Origin of the sequence: Sphingobacterium corticibacter (assembly GCF_003076635.1) — a bacterium.
In the GTDB taxonomy this organism is placed as follows: domain Bacteria; phylum Bacteroidota; class Bacteroidia; order Sphingobacteriales; family Sphingobacteriaceae; genus Sphingobacterium; species Sphingobacterium corticibacter.
The window spans coordinates 469601-490840 of record NZ_QDKG01000003.1; the positions used below are offsets into that span (position 1 = coordinate 469601).

The 21240-nt window shown below is 40.1% G+C and carries 22 protein-coding genes and 2 tRNA genes; 8 read left to right on the forward strand and 16 right to left on the reverse strand.

The genetic code is table 11. The features are described 5' to 3' along the window. Positions 1–89: 89 nt before the first annotated feature. Positions 90–1979 (reverse strand): molecular chaperone HtpG, encoded by a 1890-nt coding sequence (htpG, locus tag DC487_RS10765; RefSeq protein ID WP_116775972.1) that lies wholly within the window; start codon positions 1977–1979, stop codon positions 90–92. Between the two features lie 166 nt (positions 1980–2145). On the opposite strand from htpG, the gene DC487_RS10770 reads away from it, so the two are divergent. Beyond that, a complete protein-coding gene (locus DC487_RS10770) occupies positions 2146–2724 on the forward strand; it encodes a suppressor of fused domain protein (protein WP_116775973.1) in 579 nt (192 codons plus the stop codon). 221 nt (positions 2725–2945) lie between these two features. Here DC487_RS10770 and DC487_RS10775 read toward each other — a convergent pair whose 3' ends face one another. From DC487_RS10775 to DC487_RS10790, 4 genes are all read right to left on the reverse strand, one after another. Next, a complete protein-coding gene (locus DC487_RS10775) occupies positions 2946–3245 on the reverse strand; it encodes a type II toxin-antitoxin system RelE/ParE family toxin (protein ID WP_116775974.1) in 300 nt (99 codons plus the stop codon). Next, on the reverse strand, positions 3229–3462 hold the full coding sequence (locus DC487_RS10780) for a hypothetical protein (RefSeq protein ID WP_116776063.1): 234 nt from the start codon (positions 3460–3462) through the stop codon (positions 3229–3231). Before DC487_RS10780 ends, DC487_RS10775 begins: the two co-directional genes overlap by 17 nt. A gap of 145 nt (positions 3463–3607) precedes the next feature. Further along, positions 3608–4672 (reverse strand): 3-dehydroquinate synthase, encoded by a 1065-nt coding sequence (gene aroB, locus DC487_RS10785; RefSeq protein ID WP_116775975.1) that lies wholly within the window; start codon positions 4670–4672, stop codon positions 3608–3610. 25 nt (positions 4673–4697) lie between these two features. Further along, positions 4698–4904: an RNA-binding S4 domain-containing protein gene (locus tag DC487_RS10790; protein WP_116776064.1), complete on the reverse strand. Its 207-nt coding sequence runs from the start codon at positions 4902–4904 to the stop codon at positions 4698–4700. Between the two features lie 86 nt (positions 4905–4990). On the opposite strand from DC487_RS10790, the gene DC487_RS10795 reads away from it, so the two are divergent. Both DC487_RS10795 and DC487_RS10800 read left to right on the forward strand, forming a co-directional pair. Further along, positions 4991–6190 carry a proline dehydrogenase family protein gene (locus tag DC487_RS10795; RefSeq protein WP_116775976.1) on the forward strand — a complete coding sequence of 400 codons (1200 nt, stop codon included), beginning with the start codon at positions 4991–4993 and terminating at the stop codon, positions 6188–6190. Then, positions 6190–6795: an HAD family hydrolase gene (locus DC487_RS10800; RefSeq protein ID WP_116775977.1), complete on the forward strand. Its 606-nt coding sequence runs from the start codon at positions 6190–6192 to the stop codon at positions 6793–6795. Before DC487_RS10795 ends, DC487_RS10800 begins: the two co-directional genes overlap by 1 nt. 36 nt (positions 6796–6831) lie before the next feature. Here the strand turns inward: DC487_RS10800 and DC487_RS10805 are convergent, their stop codons facing one another. After that, positions 6832–8166: a hypothetical protein gene (locus DC487_RS10805; RefSeq protein ID WP_116775978.1), complete on the reverse strand. Its 1335-nt coding sequence runs from the start codon at positions 8164–8166 to the stop codon at positions 6832–6834. Between the two features lie 13 nt (positions 8167–8179). Beyond that, entirely contained in the window at positions 8180–8764 is a 585-nt protein-coding gene (locus DC487_RS10810; protein WP_239016364.1) for an RNA polymerase sigma factor, read from the reverse strand. A gap of 239 nt (positions 8765–9003) precedes the next feature. On the opposite strand from DC487_RS10810, the gene DC487_RS10815 reads away from it, so the two are divergent. Continuing rightward, complete coding sequence (locus DC487_RS10815) at positions 9004–9849, forward strand: universal stress protein (RefSeq protein ID WP_116775980.1); 846 nt, start codon at positions 9004–9006, stop codon at positions 9847–9849. Positions 9850–9858: 9 nt separating this feature from the next. Here the strand turns inward: DC487_RS10815 and DC487_RS10820 are convergent, their stop codons facing one another. Genes DC487_RS10820 through DC487_RS10830 form a run of 3 tightly spaced genes read right to left on the reverse strand, consistent with a single transcriptional unit; the run spans position 9859 to position 13506 of the window. Beyond that, on the reverse strand, positions 9859–10452 hold the full coding sequence (locus tag DC487_RS10820; RefSeq protein ID WP_116775981.1) for a LytS family sensor histidine kinase: 594 nt from the start codon (positions 10450–10452) through the stop codon (positions 9859–9861). Positions 10453–10473: 21 nt separating this feature from the next. Beyond that, positions 10474–11067, reverse strand: coding sequence for a DUF502 domain-containing protein (locus tag DC487_RS10825; protein WP_116775982.1), 594 nt, complete (start codon positions 11065–11067; stop codon positions 10474–10476). A 6-nt stretch (positions 11068–11073) separates the two neighbouring features. Further along, on the reverse strand, positions 11074–13506 hold the full coding sequence (locus DC487_RS10830) for a bifunctional UDP-N-acetylmuramoyl-tripeptide:D-alanyl-D-alanine ligase/alanine racemase (protein WP_116775983.1): 2433 nt from the start codon (positions 13504–13506) through the stop codon (positions 11074–11076). A gap of 375 nt (positions 13507–13881) precedes the next feature. Here DC487_RS10830 and DC487_RS10835 point away from each other — a divergent pair, with 375 nt between their 5' ends. The 3 genes from DC487_RS10835 (at position 13882) to DC487_RS10845 (ending at position 14901) form a co-directional block, all read left to right on the forward strand. Continuing rightward, positions 13882–14628 carry a DUF6733 family protein gene (locus DC487_RS10835; protein ID WP_116775984.1) on the forward strand — a complete coding sequence of 249 codons (747 nt, stop codon included), beginning with the start codon at positions 13882–13884 and terminating at the stop codon, positions 14626–14628. Positions 14629–14735: 107 nt separating this feature from the next. After that, positions 14736–14811, forward strand: a tRNA-Gly gene (locus DC487_RS10840). A gap of 5 nt (positions 14812–14816) precedes the next feature. After that, a tRNA-Leu gene (locus DC487_RS10845) sits at positions 14817–14901 on the forward strand. Positions 14902–15000: 99 nt separating this feature from the next. On the opposite strand, the gene DC487_RS10850 is transcribed toward DC487_RS10845, so the two are convergent. The 5 genes from DC487_RS10850 to DC487_RS10870 all read right to left on the reverse strand — a co-directional run bounded on the left by DC487_RS10850 (position 15001) and on the right by DC487_RS10870 (position 18584). Continuing rightward, the gene (locus tag DC487_RS10850) at positions 15001–15708 is read right to left on the reverse strand and encodes a tetratricopeptide repeat protein (protein ID WP_116775985.1); all 708 of its coding nucleotides are present in this window, start codon (positions 15706–15708) and stop codon (positions 15001–15003) included. Positions 15709–15780: 72 nt separating this feature from the next. Next, the gene (locus tag DC487_RS10855) at positions 15781–16173 is read right to left on the reverse strand and encodes an NTF2 fold immunity protein (RefSeq protein ID WP_116775986.1); all 393 of its coding nucleotides are present in this window, start codon (positions 16171–16173) and stop codon (positions 15781–15783) included. A gap of 18 nt (positions 16174–16191) precedes the next feature. Further along, on the reverse strand, positions 16192–16650 hold the full coding sequence (locus DC487_RS10860; RefSeq protein WP_133228518.1) for a hypothetical protein: 459 nt from the start codon (positions 16648–16650) through the stop codon (positions 16192–16194). A 73-nt stretch (positions 16651–16723) separates the two neighbouring features. Further along, positions 16724–17197 carry a toxin-antitoxin system YwqK family antitoxin gene (locus tag DC487_RS10865; protein ID WP_116775988.1) on the reverse strand — a complete coding sequence of 158 codons (474 nt, stop codon included), beginning with the start codon at positions 17195–17197 and terminating at the stop codon, positions 16724–16726. A 292-nt stretch (positions 17198–17489) separates the two neighbouring features. Next, a complete protein-coding gene (locus DC487_RS10870; protein WP_116775989.1) occupies positions 17490–18584 on the reverse strand; it encodes an L-dopachrome tautomerase-related protein in 1095 nt (364 codons plus the stop codon). A 324-nt stretch (positions 18585–18908) separates the two neighbouring features. On the opposite strand from DC487_RS10870, the gene DC487_RS10875 reads away from it, so the two are divergent. Further along, positions 18909–20090 carry an MBL fold metallo-hydrolase gene (locus DC487_RS10875; RefSeq protein ID WP_116775990.1) on the forward strand — a complete coding sequence of 394 codons (1182 nt, stop codon included), beginning with the start codon at positions 18909–18911 and terminating at the stop codon, positions 20088–20090. A gap of 112 nt (positions 20091–20202) precedes the next feature. Here DC487_RS10875 and DC487_RS10880 read toward each other — a convergent pair whose 3' ends face one another. Next, positions 20203–20949 carry a dienelactone hydrolase family protein gene (locus DC487_RS10880; RefSeq protein ID WP_116775991.1) on the reverse strand — a complete coding sequence of 249 codons (747 nt, stop codon included), beginning with the start codon at positions 20947–20949 and terminating at the stop codon, positions 20203–20205. Positions 20950–21240: the final 291 nt, after the last annotated feature.

Below are 21240 nucleotides of genomic sequence, written 5' to 3' on the forward strand. Positions count from 1 at the left end.
CATTTGTAAAATTGTTTTACCATCAAAATTCCTATAAACGAAAAAAAGGTGCTCCGAAGAACACCTTTTAATCACATAATTGCAGATGATTAAATCATCTCGACGCTGCGCTTCACAAAGGAAGTCAGTTCAGCACCAGTCAATAAGCCTCTAGAAAGTAATGCCAAGTCAAACGCTTGCTTCGCTAAGCGCGCACCTTCTTCTTCCGAACTTTCTAAAATACGCTTCACCAAAGGATGATTACCATTCACAGTCACTTTGTACTGATCTGGCAATTCGCCGTAGAAGCCCATTCCGCCGCCGCCAGTTTTGGCCATATCTTTCATGCGACGCATAAACTCATCGATGGTGACAGAAACTGGTAGATCTCCAGCACTCAATGCAGCCACTTCCACTTTCATATCCGTGCGCGTAATTGCTTTTTCGAATAATTCTGTCGCTTGCTTGCTTTCCTCTTCTGTCAATACCGCTTCGATCTGCTCGTCTTTCTCAATCAATTTCTCGGCAACATCAGCATCCACGCGTTTCAATTTCACTTTCTCGCCGCCTTTTTGCTCTAGGTAAGACGTGATATGTGTATCCAAAGGACCATCCAATACTAATACATCGTATCCTTTTGCTTTTGCTCCGCTGATAAAGCCATCTTGTTGTGCCGTATCATGTGTATATAAGTACACGATGTTACCGTCTTTATCTACCTGAATATCTTTGACTTTCTCATAGTACTCTTTGATGGTGTAATGCTCGCCATCCGTATTTTTCAACAAGCAGAACTCATTCGCTTTCTCAGCGAATTTATCATCGCTCAACATACCATATTTGATGAAAAGACCGATGTCATTCCATTTTTCTTCGAATCCTTTGCGGTCAGATTTGTAGATCTCCTGCAATTTATCTGCAACCTTCTTCGTAATGTAAGTATTGATCTTCTTCACATTGCCATCGGCCTGCAAGAAAGAGCGGGACACGTTCAATGGAATATCTGGTGAGTCGATCACACCGTGCAACAACATCAAGAATTCTGGAACGATATCTTTAACCTCATCGGTAATGAATACCTGACGAGAGTACAACTTGATCTTATTGCGTTGAATTTCTAGGTCGTTTTTGATTTTTGGGAAATACAGAATACCCGTCAAATTGAAAGGATAATCTACATTTAAGTGAATCCAGAATAATGGCTCATCCATCGCGTATGGATACAATTCGCGGTAGAATGCTAAATAATCCTCATCTGTCAATTCTGACGGAGATTTAGTCCAAGCTGGATTGGTATTGTTGATGAAATTGTCTACCTCGACGGTTTTGTATTTAGGCTTACCTTCTTCGTCTTCACCATCAGGCTCGCTAGTCGATTTCGTACCGAAACGAACTGGAACTGGTAAGAATTTAGCGTATTTGTTCAGAATCTCTTCTAAACGGCTTTTGTTTAAGAACTCTTCAGAATCTGCATTCACGTGCAAGATCACATCCGTACCACGCTGTGTACGCGTACCTTCCGAGATCTCATAAGATGTACTACCATCACAAGTCCAGTGCGCTGGCTCTGCTCCTTCTTGGTATGACAATGATTGAATCTCTACGCGATCGGCCACCATAAAAGCGGAGTAAAAACCTAAACCAAAGCGACCAATGATCTCATTCGCATCATTTGCTTCTTTGAATTTCTCCATGAACTCAGTCGCTCCCGAGAATGCAATTTGGTTGATGTATTTTTTGATCTCATCCGCCGTCATTCCTAATCCATTATCGGAGATCGTAATCGTCTTTGCTGCTTCGTCAAATTTGACATCTACCGTCAAATCACCTACTTCACCGCCAAACTGACCTAATGAAGATAATCGCTTAATCTTCTGTGAAGCATCGACCGCATTGGATACTAACTCTCTTAAAAAAATCTCGTTATCAGAATACAAAAATTTCTTGATCACTGGGAAGATGTTTTCCGTGTGGATCGAAATCGTACCTTTCTCTGCCATATGTATAATTTCTATTGTATGTTTATAATCTATCAATAATTACTTTAATCTGATTGTATCCCTGCAAGGAATATTCCATTTGAAAAATGTGGCCAATATGACAGCGTTGCGCTGAAAAAATAACAGTCAATCCTTATTTTTGCAGACATAGCCCATACAAAACGTCATGTCATTGTTTAAAAAGCCCTATTTTATGCGTTCCGGTGTAGAGCGTTTCAGAGATCATTTAGAAAAGGAAATCGGTCAACGATGCGAAGTGTATCGGCATCCTTCGACCAGTCAAAAATTGCCTGCGGTATTTGTATTGATGTTTAAAAACTTTCCGAATGATGAATATATGACTGCGTATAGCTACGGTCTTTCTGCTTCGAAAAATGTGTCTGAAGGAGTTACTGGGATTGAATTGGTGATTCAGATCAAAAGCAAATTAGATAATTGGGGACATGTGTTGGGCTTTCTGATCAGCCATTTGCGAGGCGATTGTCCGTTCGATCTCGGACAGATTATTCGTTTTGGACAGCCTATTGCGGCAGATTCTAACATGGAACATTTTTTAGTGCACGACGTAGACGAAAACTTGGGTACATCAACGAAATTCACCTTGAGCAAAAATTATGCTGTCTCACTAGTGCAATTGAGTCCTATCTACGGCAATGAATTAGCTGCTGTAAATAAGATCGGCTGGCCTGCTTTCTATTCTCGCTTAAAACCTGTTAAAAGCGATGTAAATCGCAAACCCCTATAAATAGCCCAACAAATAATAGATTACAATAAAGGCGATAATAGTTCCAAAGCAACCAAAACCTAATTTACGAGCGCCCCATCCGGCGATCAATGTCTTAAATAATTTATTCATCTGCTTCTCTAGTATAGTTGCCTTAGAGAACACGAAGTGTGAATGAATTGTTTTGGTGATATAAAGTGGGGATGGGTTTTCGCCTATGCTGATTACAAAGTGAGGACGACTTATATATTCCGTTTTGCCGGATTTTGCCTGTTAGAGAAGAATGAAAGTATCTCAATATTATTTTCATTCACTCTATAGTAAAGCGTATTATATTTTAAGACAATAGCTTTATAAACGGGTTTAAATTCTGATTTCGGGAAAATGCTTGGGTTGTGAGAAATCAGTGCTATTGTGTTCTCAATCTGTAAAACTAATTTTCTAATTTCTTTGTCTGTGAAATTTTCTTCGAGGTACGTTATGGTTTTGGCTAGTTCATCCAGCGCATTAGCAGTCCAATAAACTTTATAACCACTTCTCATACAACTTTCTTGCTGTAGAATGCGGACTTACTTCTCCGCTATCCGCATCCGAGATCCCTTTTTCAATGGACGATCTTTCCTCACTTGTAGTCAAATTCCACCAATCCTTCGTTTCTTGTTGCTTGAATTTTATCAATTTTTCAATGATTTCCTGATCTTCTAATGTGGATAACCATTGAATTAATTCAATCTTTTTATCTGATGTTAGCGCGCCCATTTCTGAATCGGTTTTAATCATTGTTCAACCTAAAGATACAAAATTTTGCCATGAACTGTGTCGAACAAGGTTACAGCCTTTTTTGTATGCATAAAATACAGCCCTTTGGTAACTTTAACAAATGGTTTTGGCAATTACTAAAAAACTACCCCTCCAAACCCCGATAATAGTCCAGCGCGGCTTTGATTCCTGCTTCATCTACATATTTATTGTAAGTACAGTCGCCTATAGCATTGAGCAAAGCAAAACCAATTTGATTTGCTTCGTTCTTTTTATCGTTGCGCATCAAGCGGAATAATTCTTCATCAATAGATGGGGAAATACTGTAATAAGGATAGGTGCGCAATAGATATTGTTCGATCTCTTTCATTTCTTCCTCAGGTAATGTTCCCGATTGCGTAGACAGATATGCTTCACATAACATACCAATCGCTACGGCTTCGCCATGTAATAAAGGATTCTGATCATTCGCGAGTGAATAACCTTCTACTGCGTGACCGATTGTATGACCGAAATTGAGAATCTTGCGGATATTATTCTCTGTAGGATCTTCCTTAACGATTTTGTTTTTGATACCAACAGAATCATATACGATTTGCGAATCGATTTCTTCAATACTAATCTGCTGACAGCGTTTAAAAAGAGCTTTGTCTTGAATCAAACCATGTTTGATAATTTCGGCGAAGCCGGATAAAAGTTGTCTTGAATCCAGTGATTCCAAGAATTTGCCGCTGATAAAAACCGCTTTAGGTTGCGTAAAAGTGCCGATGATGTTTTTGAAGTTGTCTAGGTCGATCCCAGTCTTGCCACCTACGGAAGCATCTACTTGCGCCAGTAATGTAGTTGGAATTTGGATAAAATCGATACCGCGCTTGTAAGTAGATGCCGCAAAACCGCCCATATCCGTCACCACGCCACCACCCAGATTGATCATCAGCGCTTTGCGATCAGCACCAAAATCGAGCATGGTCTTCCAAATACCGATACAAAAATCTATATTCTTATTTTCTTCACCAGGATCTACTTCGATGATATCATAATCTACAATATCCGGAATTGCAGCTTGTAAAACTGGAAGACAATGATCATTGGTGTTGATATCTACCAAGATCAATACATTGGAATATCCGCCATCGGTAATAAAAGGTTGTAAACTCGCTAGGTCATCTTCAAAGTACACCTTATATCCCAAACTTTCTATCTGTTGCATAACTTAAAAATCAATCATAAAGTGCTTAGACGATCTCCACGATCTGTCCTTCGAATTCTACCTGGTCACCACGCTTTACCTTTAATCTTTTACGGTAATCAACGGTTCCATTGTACTGTACCATCCCTTCTTCGACTACGTGCTGCGCCATCGCGCCGTGCTCTACCCAATTCATCGCTTTGAGAAGCTGTATAAGATGAATAAACTCGCCGTTCAATACAAATTTTTGCATATCCAAAATTAAATAAATTACGTGCATATCCAGCTTTTAATTCAACAATTACTTAGTTTTGCATTATTAAACACAACACGACATTGATGGAAACCTTAGGAGCGCCTGTTAAGTTGGATTTTAACGACACGGCGACAGCTTTCAGAACTAAAAGTGACGCTGATCTGAATAAAGCATATTGGCTATTTAAAATGGTATCGAGCAGTGCTCTGATTAAGGTAGGAACCCCCATAACCAACTTCTCTTTGCAGATTGGTTTGCCGATTCAGGGCATTATCAAAAACACGATTTACAAACAATTTTGCGGAGGCGAAAGTATCGAAGATTGCAACCGTTCTATTCTTGAATTGGGAGAAGGAAATGTAACTACTATTCTCGATTATTCCGTAGAAGGTGAAGAATCTGAAACTAGCTTTGATCAGACCTGTGTAGAGATTGTACGCACTGTTGCTTTTGCCAAGCAGCAAAAGCTCATTTCCTTCTGCGTTTTTAAGCCGACAGGTTTAGGCCGATTTGATCTATTCGCGAAGCGGGATGCCAAACAAGCGCTTACGGATCTGGAAAAAATTGAATTTACACGCGTCTTAGAACGTTGTGAACGTATCTGCTCAGCTTGTCATGAAGCAGGGATTCCCGTTTTGATCGATGGCGAACATTCGTGGATACAAGATACGATCGATGATATCGCACGCGATATGATGGAAAAATTCAATCAAGAAAAACCGATCGTATACAATACATATCAGCTCTACCGCCGTGATAAGTTGGCTTCGCTAAAAGCAGATTTTGCCTACGCGTCCGTTCGTAACTTTCATTTAGGTGCAAAATTAGTACGTGGTGCGTATATGGAAATTGAGCGGGATCGCGCCAAATCAAAAGGTTATCCTTCGCCAATACAACCTAATAAAGCGGGCAGCGATACAGATTATAATGATGCTATTCTATTCTGTCTAGATCATATTGATACAATGGGTCTGATGGCGGGCACGCATAACGAAGATAGTTCGCGCTTACTTGCAGAAGAGATGCATAAGCGCGATATCGTGCACAACCATCCCAACATCTGGTTTGCGCAATTGCTCGGCATGTCCGACAACTTATCTTTTAACTTGGCAGCGGCAGGTTATAACGTGGCTAAATATATGCCTTACGGACCTGTAAAATCTGTCATGCCGTATTTGTTTCGCCGTGCGCAGGAGAATACTTCGGTTGGCGGACAAACGAGTCGCGAGCTCGGGTTGATTATCGCAGAAAAAGAAAGACGTAAAAAAGCAAAAAAAGGTTAATGACTTCAGCGGACAAAACACAAAAGCTCTTAGAATTATCGGCATCGTACGATGCCCTATTGTACGATGTAGACGGCACTTTAGCAGACAATATGTCTGCACATAAAGCGGCATACGCTGCCGCGGCTTTGGAGTACGGTATCCACTTGGATACCGATCTTATCGACGAAACGGCTGGCTGGCCAACAGTCGCTGTTGCGGAATTGATCGCCCAACGGTATGATAAAAGATTTGACTCTGACGAATTTGCCTTACGCAAGTCCACTATTTTCCGGACAGAATATATTCAACAAACCAAGCCCGTAACGCATGTGATGCAGCATCTGCGTCAAGAAGTCGGAAAAAAGAAAATTGGATTGGTATCAGGCGGCACCAGAAAGACGCTGGAAGTTACATTGGAAGTGATTGGTGTAAAAGGATTATACGAAACACTCGTTTGCGCAGGCGATACGCCAAATGGAAAACCTTCACCAGAACCTTTTTTGTTAGCTGCCAAGCAGCTAGGTATTGACCCAGAGCGTTGTTTTGTTTTAGAAGATGGTGATCCCGGTGTGCAAGGCGCAATTGCTGCTGGTATGGGTTGGGTGCGTATTGATCAGTTATAGATTAGATACGTCACCTACTTTTTCTTGTTAGGATTTTTAGAAGTTGGTGATTATTCGAAGACCTCCATTAGTATAATTCATATCTGCCCTTTTGAAGCTCCCGACAGGCAACTTTATATAGGGCTCTAAAGATACTGAAGGTCCACGCCTAACTTTCAACTCCTTACCAACCGACATATTTACAAATCCACCAAAGCCAGACGAATTTACATTTGCATTAGCCGACTCCATGGTGCGTACCACAGGCTCCACTGCCGCCCTCATTTCACTTTCATTGCTTGGCAATCCTGCGACGTAAGGATTAGAATTTACATTTTCAATATAATGTGCAAAACGTTGTTGTCCTAACACGGCAGCATACGACACACCTACCCCCGCATACAACCCCTTGTAGAAAGAATATTTGGCTTCTACCGGAATATCTATTGTACGCACCATTCCAGTCACGGAATTGACATTCGGAATCAACGGTACACGCGCCATCAAGCTTTTGCTGGAAAGACCTACGTCGTTTTGCAATGGTCGCTCTGGTGCCGCAGCCACTTCCATCGAAGCTACTTGCGATGGATCTCGTAGCGCGCCCACTTCATACTGTTGAAATGAAGCACCAGTTCGCACGCTTAATTGTTTTGTCACATTATAAGACAGCATTAGTCCACCACCAAAGTTGACTTTCTGATCGGTAGATGAAGGTGCCACTACCAAACCCACATTGAACTTGTCACTGAATCTAAAACGTTTGCTTTCGCCTACCACTTCTTTCATCGCAGTAGTGGTTACTCCTTTGCTATCTGCAAAAACAGATGGAAACGCACCATCCCCTCTCTCAGACACTTCTGAATCATCCGTATCTGGCAGAAAAGACAATTTACTTTTTGACAGCTTAACATCATTATGTATGTCTACAGATTGTGCCACTAAAGCAGCTTGCGTGGGCATCATCCAAGATTCTACTACATGGATGGCAGACAACCGACTGTTTGGCGCTGCGCTATATACAGGTTGATACGATTCCATCAACTGTGTTGGCACTGAATTGGGCACAATTACTGCTTTTTCCTCTGCTGGAGGTGTTGGCAGTTTATCACTCCGTGAAGGTGCAACTTGCTCGGTAGAAGTCGAACTTAAAGTAGGTTGATCAAGATCAGAATCAGCATGGAAATACCATAAGCCTAATACGGCCAATGCGGCACAAGCAGCAGCACTGCGCACCCAAAGCGGTATTACACGTTTACGCGTAGTTTGACCTAAGTGATCTTTTCGAAAGCGCTCCCAAGCTCCCTCTTCATAAGGCAATTCGGTAGACGCTTTGAGCTGTTCGACTATACGGTCAACAATGTCCTTTTCTTGACTGTTCTTCTTTTCCTTCATGTTCAATCCGATACTAGGATTTTATATTTTCTTGATCCATAAATTTGCTATACAGTACGCGTAGCTTTTGCTTTGCTCTGGTAAGATAAGTTCTTGATGTACTTTCGGGTACATCAAGCATCTTACTTATTTCTTCATGTGAGTAACCTTCTATCTCATACAAATTAAAGATTGCTTTCTGAATGGGAGGTAGACCATCTAACAGTTTTAAAATATCATTTGCTTCCAGACTTGAAGTCATGTTGACGGAAAGATTTCCAATCTCGGTGCCCTCTTCGTCGTCAATGAATTGCATCTGCTTCTTTACACGCAACATATCAATTGCCGTATTGACCGCTATTCGCGCCATCCACGATCGAAAGGTTTTTTCCAGTGCTTCATCATCCGGATGTTGTTCGAAGCTATGTAGTTTGCGAAACACCTTCACAAAGCTCTCATTGATAATTTCTTCGGACTCTACATCCACCTTCACATATCGCAAAACTACCGCCTTCACATATCCGTAATACTTTTTATAGATAAATGCTTTGCTCTGCTCCGAATCAGACACCACACAACCCTCCAGCGCGACTCTTAATGTCGGTGGATGCTTACGCATGACATATTTCCGTATAATTTCCAAGCGAGCTAAATCAATATCTTCAAGTTACGCCTATTCTTCGATTTATCTCTGTCCGCTTGTACAGATTCTGTTGACTGCATATTCCATCTGTAGAGCAAAACGATCAAAGTATATTTGGCGCTACAAGCATAGGTAAATAATAAAGTCTTTGCAACACCTCTATTTAAAACAGAAAAATAATGTAAATTTAAAATAACATTTATAAACCGCTTCATATGAGAACCATATTATTCCCCACCGATTTTTCAGAATTGGCAGATAATGCTTTTATATATGCTATCCATTTGGCCAGAAGTGTCGACGCCAATCTGAAAGTACTTCACAGTTATATGTCGCCTGTTTTTGCTTCTGTGCATCCCGGCCAACCGGAGATATTGGGTGAGATGTATGCCAACGTAGAAAGTACAGAGCGCGAAAAGTTTCTAAATAACACTCCGCACCTGATGCAAAAGGCAATGGATTTTGGTTTCCCAGAAGATCGCATCTCGTTTCTATTTGAGGAAGGGCCTGTTGCCTCTGTGGTTCGTGAACTCTCTAAAAAACAAAAATTTCATCTTATTGTGATGGGTACGCATGGTCAATCCGGTTTTCTGGATCGGATAATTGGTTCAAACACGGTTTCTGTCATTAATTCGGTTAAAACACCTGTCATTGCTGTACCGCCACATGCTCGTTTTTGTGGTATCAACCGCGTTGTATTTACGACATTATTTAAGGAGACCGATAAGATCGCATTACGCGAAGCGTTGATTATGGCGAGAGAAGTTGGCGCAGAGACAACCTGTATACATGTCGTGACGCAATCTGACCTAACCACTGTCGGCAGACATATGGAGCAATGGTGCGAAGATCATAAGCGGTATACCGTACAGTTTAAATTGTTGGATAAAGTGGAAAGCGTAGAACATACCATTACCAACTACATATTAGACAACAATGTGGATATGCTTGCGGTGATTAAAAGAAATCGAAACTTCTTCGACCGATTATTTAAAGATAGTACGACGCACAATCTTACCTTTCATACTAAGGTTCCTATTATCGTATATCACGAGGAATAAGGAAAAATGCTATTCGTATTTGAGAAAGAGTGTCGCTTTGAACGTTTGGGAATTGCTATTGACGAACAGCTCATGCCTATCTGGGTGGAACAATTGCAGACGTTCGCGATAATACGTGATGAGTTCGTCTTCGCCCTGATTCTCTACATAATGGTTTACACGATTACTCACTTCAAGTAATATGCCACCCTCGGACGCACTTATACGCACTTTGATCGGAAACTTAGCCATAGAAGCATAGCCATTTTTCACCGCATTCTGTATTAAGGGAAATAGCATGAGCGGTTCTATACGCGCTGGATGATCAGACACCTTTGCATTGAATTGTAAATAAAACTCCTCGGTTTGAATAGCCTGCACATGCCTTACATAATACTGGAGCATCTGCACTTCCTTCGCTACGGACCAAGGCGTATACATTGAGCAGCTTGCTATTTCTTTCTGGAAATCGCTTAATTCACCTAACCGATTGGCCTGTGCATACGCAAGCAGAAGCGACGTATCGCTTTGACTTAACTGAAAGCTCAGTCGAGCTTGCAACTCCATCCTAATGACATCAACTTCTGTTTTGCTTCCAAAAAATCGATCTATGAATTTGCTCATTTCAAATATCCTTAAAAGGTATTAATCTAGACTGCTCACTCCACCAGACACAACTAGTTTCATCGCTTCGGTGGCCGACATATGCAATTTAGTTACTCGTTCCGCCTTAACTACTACCACTTGCCCAGCAAAGGAGTACGAATAGGGAAAATAAACCAATACCTCCCCTTCCAGATGAATAGCTTTAAGATTGCGCTGCGTTAGAAAACCGATTTTCTTCAGTCCAGTTTCATTGATCTCGACCAAAACCGGCTCGTTAAACTTTTTGGCATCACCAACAAACGCTTCTGTAAAATCTTTAATAGAGGAATACAAGGTATTAAAAATCGGAATCCGATTCACCATTCGCCCCATCCATTGCTGAATAGGCACTGTGACCAAAGTCGTAAAGACAAATCCTACCAACACCAGTACCACAATGACGGTCACAATTCCCATTCCCGGAATATAACGTGGCGCTCCGTGCTCGTCTTCGATCAGATGTGTCAAGTTCAGTGCATTATCCAAGGTAGCTACTAACCAGATAATTAAAAACACCGCTCCAGCCAGTGGAATCACTACTAACGTACCTTTGATGAGGTAATATAGAAAACGTTGGAAAAATTTTCTAAACATAATATGTTATTGATAATAATAGACACGCTTTACGCGTGCCGAGATATTCACTAATAATTCGTACGGTATCACGCCAATGGTCCGCGCCATGGTTTTGATATCAGGAAACACGACTACTTCATCACCTTCCGCTACATCTAGATCAGTCACATCAAGCATACACATATCCATACAGATATTGCCGATCGTGCGCACTTCCTGTCCCCGGATCAGCATATGCCCAATTCCATTCCCAAAACGTCGATCGTAGCCGTCGGCATAGCCAATTTTTACCGTCGCAATCTGACCATCTCTTTCTAGCACACCATGTCGGTCATATCCTACCGTATCACCTTTCTTCAAACTTTTGATTTGTGTAATAGTTGTTTTTAGCTGACTTGTTGGCCAGATATCCAATCCGCTAGCATTCAAATCCACACCGTACAAACCAATCCCCAATCGCACCATATCAAAATAAGCCGATGGCCAGCGCACAATACCAGCAGTATTGCACATATGCTTGATTACTTCATAGCCTAGCTCTTGCTCCAATTTATTAACTGCAATTCCGTATTCTGTGACCTGCTGTTGGGTAAAAGTCGTTTGTGTACGACTTCCTGCAGCTACCATATGCGAGAATATAGAGATCACTTTCAGTGCTTTAGCCGCTTTTAGCTCCGCGACCAACTGTGGAACTTCTACACTTAGAAAACCCAATCGGTGCATCCCGGTATCTAGCTTGATATGTATCGGATAATTGACGATGTTTCGTTCATTAAGATAATTCGTAAAAGCCCTTAAAATTCTAAAACTATAAATCTCGGGCTCCAAGTGATGACTTATCAATCGATCAAATGTAGATTCATCCGGACTAAGCACCATAATAGGCAAAGAAATACCTCCCTGCCGCAGCTCCACTCCTTCATCCACAAAAGCCACCGTAAGATAATCGACGCCATTATATTGCAACATATTGGCGACCTCAAAGCTACCGCTTCCGTACGAGAATGCTTTAACCATCGCCATCAGTTTTACGTCAGTAGGCAGCAGAGAACGATATTGTTTTAAATTGTGCTCTATAGCATTGAGATTAATCTCCAAGACGGTTCCGTGCGATTTTGCGGTGAGGCGCTTCACAATCGTTTCGAAGTGAAATGCGCGACCACCTTTCACCAAAATAGTTTCGTCCGAAAAGACCAAAGTAGGCCAATGCCTATCCAGATCCTCTGTGTCTGCAAAAGTGAGCACTTCGCAATCCAAACTTTCCAGCGCATTAACCGTCGTTCCCACCCAGATAAGCCTGTTCAAGGTATAGGCAGACAACAGTTCACGCAGCTTGTCGATGTATTTGGGCGCCTCTGGCAATCCCATGATTTCCGACAAAATAAGCGTTCGTTTCGGACGCTGATGCTGGCGTTCTAGAAAGTCTAACGCAATCTTCAGCGCACCCAAATCATTGGAATACGAATCGTCGATAACGGAACAATTATTAATGCCTGACTTCAATTGCAAGCGCATCTCTACGGCTTCCAGATTTCGGATGCGCAACGCGATGGTCGCCCAATCATACTTCAAATGGCGCATCACAAACACGCAGGTCAGGCAATTCTCAATAGATGCCTGATCTACAAATGGCAATTGCAAAGAAGTCTGGGCTTCCTGCTCACGTACCACTACTTCGGCAGAGGTAACTCCAACAACAACGGACTCAATCTGCCAATGATTGCCGAGGTCAGGCCCCCAAGATAATGGTTTATCGCTAGCTATAAGTTGGTCGTTCGCCACATACTTAGCTGGATAAATCAGCACCTCACTTTGCTGAAACAGCTTTAGCTTCTGTTCTAATTTAGCTTGCTTACTCGGAAAGCCATCTGCATGTGCTACACCGATATTGGTAAGCACACCGATAGTGGGCTGAATCATTGCTGCCAAGCGCTGCATCTCCCCTTCCAAACTGATTCCAGCTTCGATGAGCGCAATATCATACTGATCGCTCAACTCCCAAAGCGAAAGAGCAACGCCTAATTGCGAATTGTAGCTTTTCGGACTTTGATATACTTTCCTCTCGGGGGATAATAGCTGATACAACCATTCTTTCACGATGGTTTTGCCATTACTTCCCGTAATTCCTATTACTGGGTAATGAACCCTATTTCTGTGATGTGTAGCCAATGCTTGTAGGGCAGTAATTACATCTTCTACCCAAAGAAAATTCCCCTCAGGGAATAATGAAATATCAAGATCCTTACGAGATACCACAAAACTGCGCACTCCGCGTTCATACGCTGCCGCAATGTAGCGATGACCATCTCGGAGGGCACGTATGGCAAAAAACAATGATTTCTCTCCGTGGTACACCTGCCGACTATCGTATACCAACTCGGAAATAACCAGATTAGCGACAGAGAGAATAGTCTTCTGCGCAGCGATAATACCAGCGATTTCGGAAACCAAATACATAGGGCCTAAATTGAGAAACGAAGTTCACCATTTTTTCGAACAATCTAAAAAAATACGCCAATATAATACGCTAACAAAAAACCACCATTTTAACAGGTCAACTTTCGTAAAAACAGACATATAATCTAAAAATAATTAAAAAAAATAAACAGAACACACCAGAATAAAAACTAAAATAGATAAACAACAAAGAATAAACTTAAATAAAACAATAAACCGACAATCAATTACTAAAAGTGAAATTTTTAAATGACATCTTTTTGTTAAAAACACATAAAAACAAAATTTTTATTAAAAAAAATTCATGTTTTGTTATTTATAGTTGAAATTTTCGAATATATTTGATCATTAATCAATTAATTCAATACAAAATCTATGAATCTATTAAGAAAAACTACAAAATTCATTGCGATTATTATCGCTTTCGCCAATTTCACCACAGCTCAAGCACAATCCGACGATGTAACTGCAACATTTGGACTAACGAGCGATCAATTTTTTGGGTTCGCACCAAACTTCACCTTTGAATACAAGCTTAGCGACAAAATTGGCCTATCAACTTACGGTATTTTCTGGGGAGCAGGTACCGGAGCAGCCTGGGGAAACTGGACGGAGTTTGGTGGTGGTGTGAACCTTTATTTGAGTGAAGGAATCACCTTAAACCCAAACTTGGGCTTTACGTTTGGTAATTTATTATCTAAAGGTGCAGCCGACGGGCAGCTGGGTGGCATCGCTGGCGATGGTATCGTACCCAACGTTTTCTTCAATGTCGATATTCCGAAATTCGAATCCGAGATCTATGCAGGTTACTATGCACCATTAACAGATAAAGCTCCTGCAGGCGGATCTACCCTAGCTTACTTGCATTACTGGGCCAATGCCGGATATAAAGTGAGTCCCGCATTCTCCTTCGGCGCACATTTCGAGCACTTGCGTAGAACAAAAGATGATATCGGTGGCAAACTAGATTACTACCAATGGCTTGGACCGTATATACAGTTCAATGTTCCAAAATTTGCAAGCTTTGTACGGTTGTCGGCGGGTGCAGACTTCGTGAAGACAGGTGCGATTGCCGAAAACTCAGAATCATTCTATAAGTTATCGACCGGATTTTCATTCTAAATCATTATTACCCAACACAAACAACAACAAAGTACTGCACTAGCGGTACTTTTTTATTTTTTTGCTTTGCTTAGCCGCAATATTCCTATATATTTGCAGCACCAAAAGCGAAAGTAGCTCAGTTGGTAGAGCACGACCTTGCCAAGGTCGGGGTCGCGAGTTCGAATCTCGTCTTTCGCTCCACACCTGCCTAGGTGGTGAAACTGGTAGACACGCAGGACTTAAAATCCTGTTCCCGTTAAGGGAGTGCGGGTTCGATTCCCGCCCTAGGTACAAAGCCCTCTTTATCAATAAGATAAAGAGGGCTTTGTTGTTTAAACAAGCTAAACTTACTGGAAGTTTTGGTGCACAAGAATAATTAGTGATAAGGTTCTACGGGCAATTTTTGTTTAATTCCGTTGTAAATTCTTCTGCAATCGGTTGCCCTCCTTCGTCTTTACATAGGTTATAAAACTTCCTCGCGTTTTCACAATCCTTCTTGTTTAGATAACATACGGATAGTTTATACAAGGTATTTTGGTTTTTTGTATCTATTCGGTAGGAAGATAGCAATATCTCAATCGCTCGATCCAGATTGTCTTTTCCGTTTTTGTCTTTTGAATGATCACCCTCAAAATACTTCACAAAAAAATAAGTTCCATAATCGGTTAGCAAACGCGTATTTTCAGCGTTTAGCTTTAGTCCTTCCTCATATTGCTCCCTCGCCTTCTCCTGATTAGACAAAGTCATATAGATTGCGCCATAGCCCCAAAATACATCTGCATTTGCGCTGTCTAATAAATATGCTTGATTGAACCGATACATAGCTGTCTTTAAGTCACCTTTATACAGGTATTGAAACCCAAGTTCGATCATTTGATTTGACGCTAAGGTTCTATCGCCGTGCAGTTTTTCGTTATTCATTGTGCTAGCAATGAATTCTTGATCAACTTCCTTTTGTTCTTTTGTCTTTTCAACAAGACCATATTTTGGCCTTAATCTAATATTGGTTTTTGCTTCAGTTACCCATTTCTCATATGTCCATTGTCCAAAACTTTGACTGGATATCAAAAAGAAAAGTATAATTAAGAGTGATTTCATCTGAAGACTTTGTTTAGGCAGAATTACTGAGACGCATTAGGGCTAAATATACAGTGTACAGCATCAATGCTCCTATTTTCCGTGAGTTATTTTTATGATCTTATTGTCCAATGAGTCGATAATTATCAGGAATGTGCCTCCCACATGTCCTTTTGGAAGTGTGCCGATAATCACCCAATAATTGTCTAAGAAATAAATTTCATATGGCCTCTGTTTAATGATGTTATTCTTTCCATAGATGCCGAAAAGAATTGATTCAGCTACATGAACAGCAGTTAAACTATCTTTTACGATCGCAGATTTATGATCGATAACATTGTGTTGGCTTTCATCGTTTAATGTAGACTGTAATTCTCTTCGCGCATACTCCTTACCAAGCGTATGCCGACTGTCTTTACGTTGCGCCAAAGCAGTAAAAGAAATAGTTATTATCAAAATAACCAAAAGAGCCTTTAAGTTTATCATTTTTAGTTGGAGTTTACTTTAATCTCTCACGATCGGATAAATACTGTGCTGAAGATTAATCTCTACAGATGGAACTCGATCACGAATTATTTTTAATAGATCTTTTGAAAGTAATGAGGTTAAAATAATCTTTTCATCATTGTCTGTCTTAATTTCTAAGTAATAATATTCTGACATATCTATTACTCCTGCAAAATAATAAAATCCCAATGCAGATCCTGTCCCTCTTGCATTGATCTCCTTAATTGAACTAAATTCAATAGCCTTTCCGTCAAAATTCAACAAATTGCTTTCAATGATCAATCGTTTATGCTTAGAATATTTTTCATAATTACTGTGGATAATTATTGTAGGTATAAAAAACAAAAGCAAATAGGAAACGAACATACCTGCAAAACAAAAAAAATCGGGGATACAGAAGATAAAAACAAAACACATAGGCATCCAAAATACCGTTGCGAAAATTAAACTTCTCATCGCATAATACTCTGTTTTCCAATTACAATATAGTTCCAATTTCTCTCGCATAATCAGTAAAGGTAAAATAATGTTATTGGCTTAGTTTTTCAAGCAGCACATCATTCTCATATGCTTCCGTTTGTACAACTTCTCCATCTTCATTGTAATACACCCATATGCCATTACGAAGGTTATTTTGGTACACTTTCATTTCTCTAGGTTTACCGTTCTTATAAAATGTTCTACAGGTATCTTCAAAGTGTCCATCCTTCTTAGTACCGATTTGGCTTAATTGCCCGCTGTCGTAATAAACTCGAAAAACACCTTGACTTTTACCCCTGTCATCTCGCCATTCCGCCAAATTGATATTGCCATTAGTGTGATACATGATAAATGAGTCAACGGCCACTCCCATTTTATAGGATGCTTTTGAACGTAATATTCCATTGGGGCCATAGTAAAAAACTTTTCCATCTAGCGTGTCGTTGGTATAATTCTCTAGCGACTTTAGTTGTCCGTTCAGATAATATACCTTCCACTCACCTTGCTTTTTCCCGTCAATCACTTGGCCTGCAGCTTCGCGCGTTGCATGTTGAAAGCCATCAATAATGGACGTATCTATTGAGTTCGATACAGCTTTAGCCTTAGCATTTTTTCAAATATTTTGAGGAGATTATATAATAGATCAATAGAGGTCTAAGGCAAACTCTTTTTCGTCCAAAATTGAAAGTCAGTAAGTGAAATGATCCAAAGCTATTTCCGGTGATATTGATATTAATCATATTATTGAACGATTATTTTAACATAACAGCAACATAAAAATCATTTCGGCTAATCTAACATTCTCTATTAGTCCATCAAGGCAATTTCACTTTAAATGCCTTATAAGGATACTCTGTATTATCCAGCCCATTATTCCAATGAGGCAAACGTTGTATTTGCGCGCAGGTGAAATACAAGTAACCATCCGAACTAATACCAAAGGAGTCTGGCCATATCAGCTTAGGGTCTTCCACCAACATATTTAAAACACCATCGGGTGTGACGTACGATATTCTAAAATTTTCTGACGATGCGAAGTAAATATTCCCTCGTTCATCGGCGATCATGCCGTGTGTAATGCCCACTTCTCCCAAATCCTCTACTTTACTCTGTAGCTCTTGGTCGGTAAGCTGGGGATTGGCTAAATACACGGTTTCGATCCGATAGAGATTTGGTTTATTAATGGGTTTAAAGTAAAAGTATTTAAAATCATGCGTCAAGGCTATGCTATTGATATTTGAAGAAAAAGGCTTACCATCATGATCTTGCATCTTGACACCGTTATACTCCAATACAATATCGTCTGCCAGAGTAAATACACTTTGTGAAAGCACATTACGCGACTGTTTCGTGAACAAATCCAAAACAACTATAGACGCCGAAGCGGGGTCCGAAAGGTAGGCCAAATTCTTTTCTGTATCGATTCGCACATCATTCAGAGCAGATTTTGATTTATCTAAATCATCAAAAAAGAAAGTGTCTTCTACTTGATTAGTCTTTGTATTAATCTTTACTAATTTGAAAAAACCAGCCTCTTCGCCTTTTCCATCAGCAAAAATATTTCCAGACGAGGCGGGTTTGGAATCAAGCACCCATAGGAAATCATTGTCATCCACATACAAATCTTGTACACGAAGAAAGTGATTTTGATAGATACCTTTCGTGTTCCAAGCAACGTCAGGATAAGGAAACAATTTACCATCAACCACCTCCGCTACTGCAAAGCTGCCTGCACCATCATAATTTGGAAAGGAAATAAAAACGCGATCTTCCTGATTCACGCTCAACCCTATAGCCATACTTTCACCAAATTGAGCTACTTCGATCAATTCCCCTTTACCTGCGATACTCGCGCAACCATACGCCAAAAATGCGAGCACACTCATTAATAATGTTTTAAATGTTTTCATCGTTTCTAATCTTACAAATCAATAAATTAAGGCGATCTCACACTTTTTCGACCAATAGCCGCATACTCCAAAAAATCTACGCTTTTTTTAACCTAAACTATCAATATTACACAATAAGTATACCAGTAGTCACATCACACATGATTTCCTTTAATCGACTATTTTTCAACATATTGACATGAGAAACACATATAATGACTACTACACTTGATCAGTCATCTGGTAAATATGTAAGGAGATACATTGAAAGCTTTTTGGTAATTTTGATAATTAATAATTATATTAAACAAAAACGTGTTTCACAAAATATAAAAAATTAACTCGATGACACATAAGATAATAGCACCAATAATCGTATTCTATTTATGTTGTATACCTGCTTTATCACAAAATCTCCAGCTCAAGATCTACAACCCAGGCGACAGAGGATTTTTTCCGGTCACGTCTACTCTAGTTTATGGTGAGCAAGACGCTATTCTAATTGACGCTCAATTCGAAAAAAAATTTGCGTTAGAGCTGATTGAGGAAATAAAATCGACGGGCAAAAACTTAAAACTAATATACATCTCGCATCGAGATCCTGACTATTATTTTGGTCTGGATGAGTTAACAAAAGCTTTCCCAGAGGCTCAAATCGTATCTACTGCCCAAACAGCTTACGCAATCGAAGCATCTAAAGATGATAAATTAAAGCTTTGGTTACCACAACTAAAGGCTGACGCACCAACTAAAGTGATCATTCCTAACGCAATTCGTACCCTTCCGCTTCTAGAAGGGCATTCATTAGAAATTGTCCGAGCTAAAGATAATCCCATAAATACTTTTGTATGGATTCCAAGCCTGCAAGCAATTGCTGGAGGTGTGTCGGTTTCTACAGATATGCACTTATGGATGACTGATACACAACAGCAAAACGCATTTGAAAAATGGATTGAACAGATCGATATTATGAAAGCATTGCATCCGAAAATAGTAATACCGAGTCATTATAAAAAACTAGATACGGATCCAAAATCTTTGGACTTTGTGCGAGAATACCTCGTATCATACCAGAAAGCAGCTGTGGAAAGTGTCGATGCAGAGAACTTAATTAAGGTGATGGCAGCGAATTACCCCAAATTAACCGTTGACGCAAATTTAAACATAGGTGCAAAAGTTGTGAAGGGAGAACTGGAATGGAAAACCACCGCAGCATTTCCGGCTATAGATCACCATATACGTGTAGACTATGGAAACGGCAAGGCCTATGAAATCGAGTTTGTAGATAATAGACAGCTGCGATTTTTATATTCTTACGACAACGACACGAGGCTGAACGAACTAATAGAGTACGCTGTAAAAGAGGTAAGTCCTAACGTTTTTATGGTTTCTTGGAAAAATAACAACACAGCCAAAGTATCTTTCGTTCAAATACAGAACTGGAATAGCGGAGTTGTATTTTCCAACAATGATTCTAGTGATAATGCAAATCGTCTTATACAAGGAACCGTAGCGCTAAATGATTGATAAGTTCCATTTTTAGTATGAAGTAAGATGGGGATTTGGTGCTATTAGAAGCAGCGCGTACTGTTTCCCCTAGCACAAAATCCTCATGCATTATTAAATTATAAAGTCAAGCTTATTTCAATACTTCGCCAAGAAATAACAACGTATGATTCCAAGCTCTGGCTGCCATTACCGGGTTATAATCCGCGGATTCAGGATTTGTAAAGGTATGTTCTGAATTCGCGTAATTGATAATCTGCCAATCCGCTTTTCCTTCATTCAATTCTACCACTAGATTATCATAATCTGCTTTAGAAATTGATTTATCATTTGCCGCATGCTCAATGAGCACTTTTGGTTTAATAATAGCATTCTTTCTGTCTGCTGCTTTAGAGTATCCACCGTGAATAGACACGATTGCACGAACATCCATATTAGCACGCGCCACTTCCAAAGCACCTATACCACCAAAACAATATCCAATCACAGCTACCCGATCCTTATTGGCACCAGCCTTTTTCAATTCCGTAATAGCAAGCTGAATACGACGCTGATACGCTTTGTAATCCTCTTTATATTGAGTTGCTATCTTAATAGCCTCATCACCATTAGTAGGTACATTTCCTTCACCATAAATATCTGCTATAAATGCAATATAACCCTGCTTTTCTAACTCAAGCGCAGCGGTTTTGGCTTCATTATCTATACCTTTCCACGCGGGTAAGATTAATACACCGGGTAGGTTTTTACCAGCATTAGATGTTATTAAACCGGACAGCTTTTGATTTCCATCTTGATAGTTCACAGGTTTCAACTTCTGTGCTTGAACGTACGATTGACCACTAATCAGTAGCATGATTACAAAAAGGTACTTCTTCATGATTTACTTTGCGTTTAATGAACTTCATTTTTTTTAACCTAAAATAACAAAATTACACAATAAGTATACCAATAAATATTGATTGTAAAAACCAATAAACAACATCTGCTAATATATCGTTCGCACTAGACAGATCACAAGTACTTTCAGAGAATCTTGCAGGCCGCGCAGTCGTTTTATATGGTGCGAAGATCGCCTTTCATCACCAATTGGATTTTCTCTCGGGTAAGTTTTTCGAAGGTTTATGGCAATAATTATAATAACGGATCAAGTCCTGAAATATGACTAAGG

Coding starts and splice junctions, on each gene's coding strand:
- htpG (WP_116775972.1), bottom strand. CDS start 1,979: ATGGCAGAGAAAGGTACGATTTCGATCCACACGGAAAACATCTTCCCA.
- DC487_RS10770 (WP_116775973.1), top strand. CDS start 2,146: ATGTCATTGTTTAAAAAGCCCTATTTTATGCGTTCCGGTGTAGAGCGT.
- DC487_RS10775 (WP_116775974.1), bottom strand. CDS start 3,245: ATGAGAAGTGGTTATAAAGTTTATTGGACTGCTAATGCGCTGGATGAA.
- DC487_RS10780 (WP_116776063.1), bottom strand. CDS start 3,462: ATGGGCGCGCTAACATCAGATAAAAAGATTGAATTAATTCAATGGTTA.
- aroB (WP_116775975.1), bottom strand. CDS start 4,672: ATGCAACAGATAGAAAGTTTGGGATATAAGGTGTACTTTGAAGATGAC.
- DC487_RS10790 (WP_116776064.1), bottom strand. CDS start 4,904: ATGCAAAAATTTGTATTGAACGGCGAGTTTATTCATCTTATACAGCTT.
- DC487_RS10795 (WP_116775976.1), top strand. CDS start 4,991: ATGGAAACCTTAGGAGCGCCTGTTAAGTTGGATTTTAACGACACGGCG.
- DC487_RS10800 (WP_116775977.1), top strand. CDS start 6,190: ATGACTTCAGCGGACAAAACACAAAAGCTCTTAGAATTATCGGCATCG.
- DC487_RS10805 (WP_116775978.1), bottom strand. CDS start 8,166: ATGAAGGAAAAGAAGAACAGTCAAGAAAAGGACATTGTTGACCGTATA.
- DC487_RS10810 (WP_239016364.1), bottom strand. CDS start 8,764: ATGCGTAAGCATCCACCGACATTAAGAGTCGCGCTGGAGGGTTGTGTG.
- DC487_RS10815 (WP_116775980.1), top strand. CDS start 9,004: ATGAGAACCATATTATTCCCCACCGATTTTTCAGAATTGGCAGATAAT.
- DC487_RS10820 (WP_116775981.1), bottom strand. CDS start 10,452: ATGAGCAAATTCATAGATCGATTTTTTGGAAGCAAAACAGAAGTTGAT.
- DC487_RS10825 (WP_116775982.1), bottom strand. CDS start 11,067: ATGTTTAGAAAATTTTTCCAACGTTTTCTATATTACCTCATCAAAGGT.
- DC487_RS10830 (WP_116775983.1), bottom strand. CDS start 13,506: ATGTATTTGGTTTCCGAAATCGCTGGTATTATCGCTGCGCAGAAGACT.
- DC487_RS10835 (WP_116775984.1), top strand. CDS start 13,882: ATGAATCTATTAAGAAAAACTACAAAATTCATTGCGATTATTATCGCT.
- DC487_RS10850 (WP_116775985.1), bottom strand. CDS start 15,708: ATGAAATCACTCTTAATTATACTTTTCTTTTTGATATCCAGTCAAAGT.
- DC487_RS10855 (WP_116775986.1), bottom strand. CDS start 16,173: ATGATAAACTTAAAGGCTCTTTTGGTTATTTTGATAATAACTATTTCT.
- DC487_RS10860 (WP_133228518.1), bottom strand. CDS start 16,650: ATGAGAAGTTTAATTTTCGCAACGGTATTTTGGATGCCTATGTGTTTT.
- DC487_RS10870 (WP_116775989.1), bottom strand. CDS start 18,584: ATGAAAACATTTAAAACATTATTAATGAGTGTGCTCGCATTTTTGGCG.
- DC487_RS10875 (WP_116775990.1), top strand. CDS start 18,909: ATGACACATAAGATAATAGCACCAATAATCGTATTCTATTTATGTTGT.
- DC487_RS10880 (WP_116775991.1), bottom strand. CDS start 20,949: ATGAAGAAGTACCTTTTTGTAATCATGCTACTGATTAGTGGTCAATCG.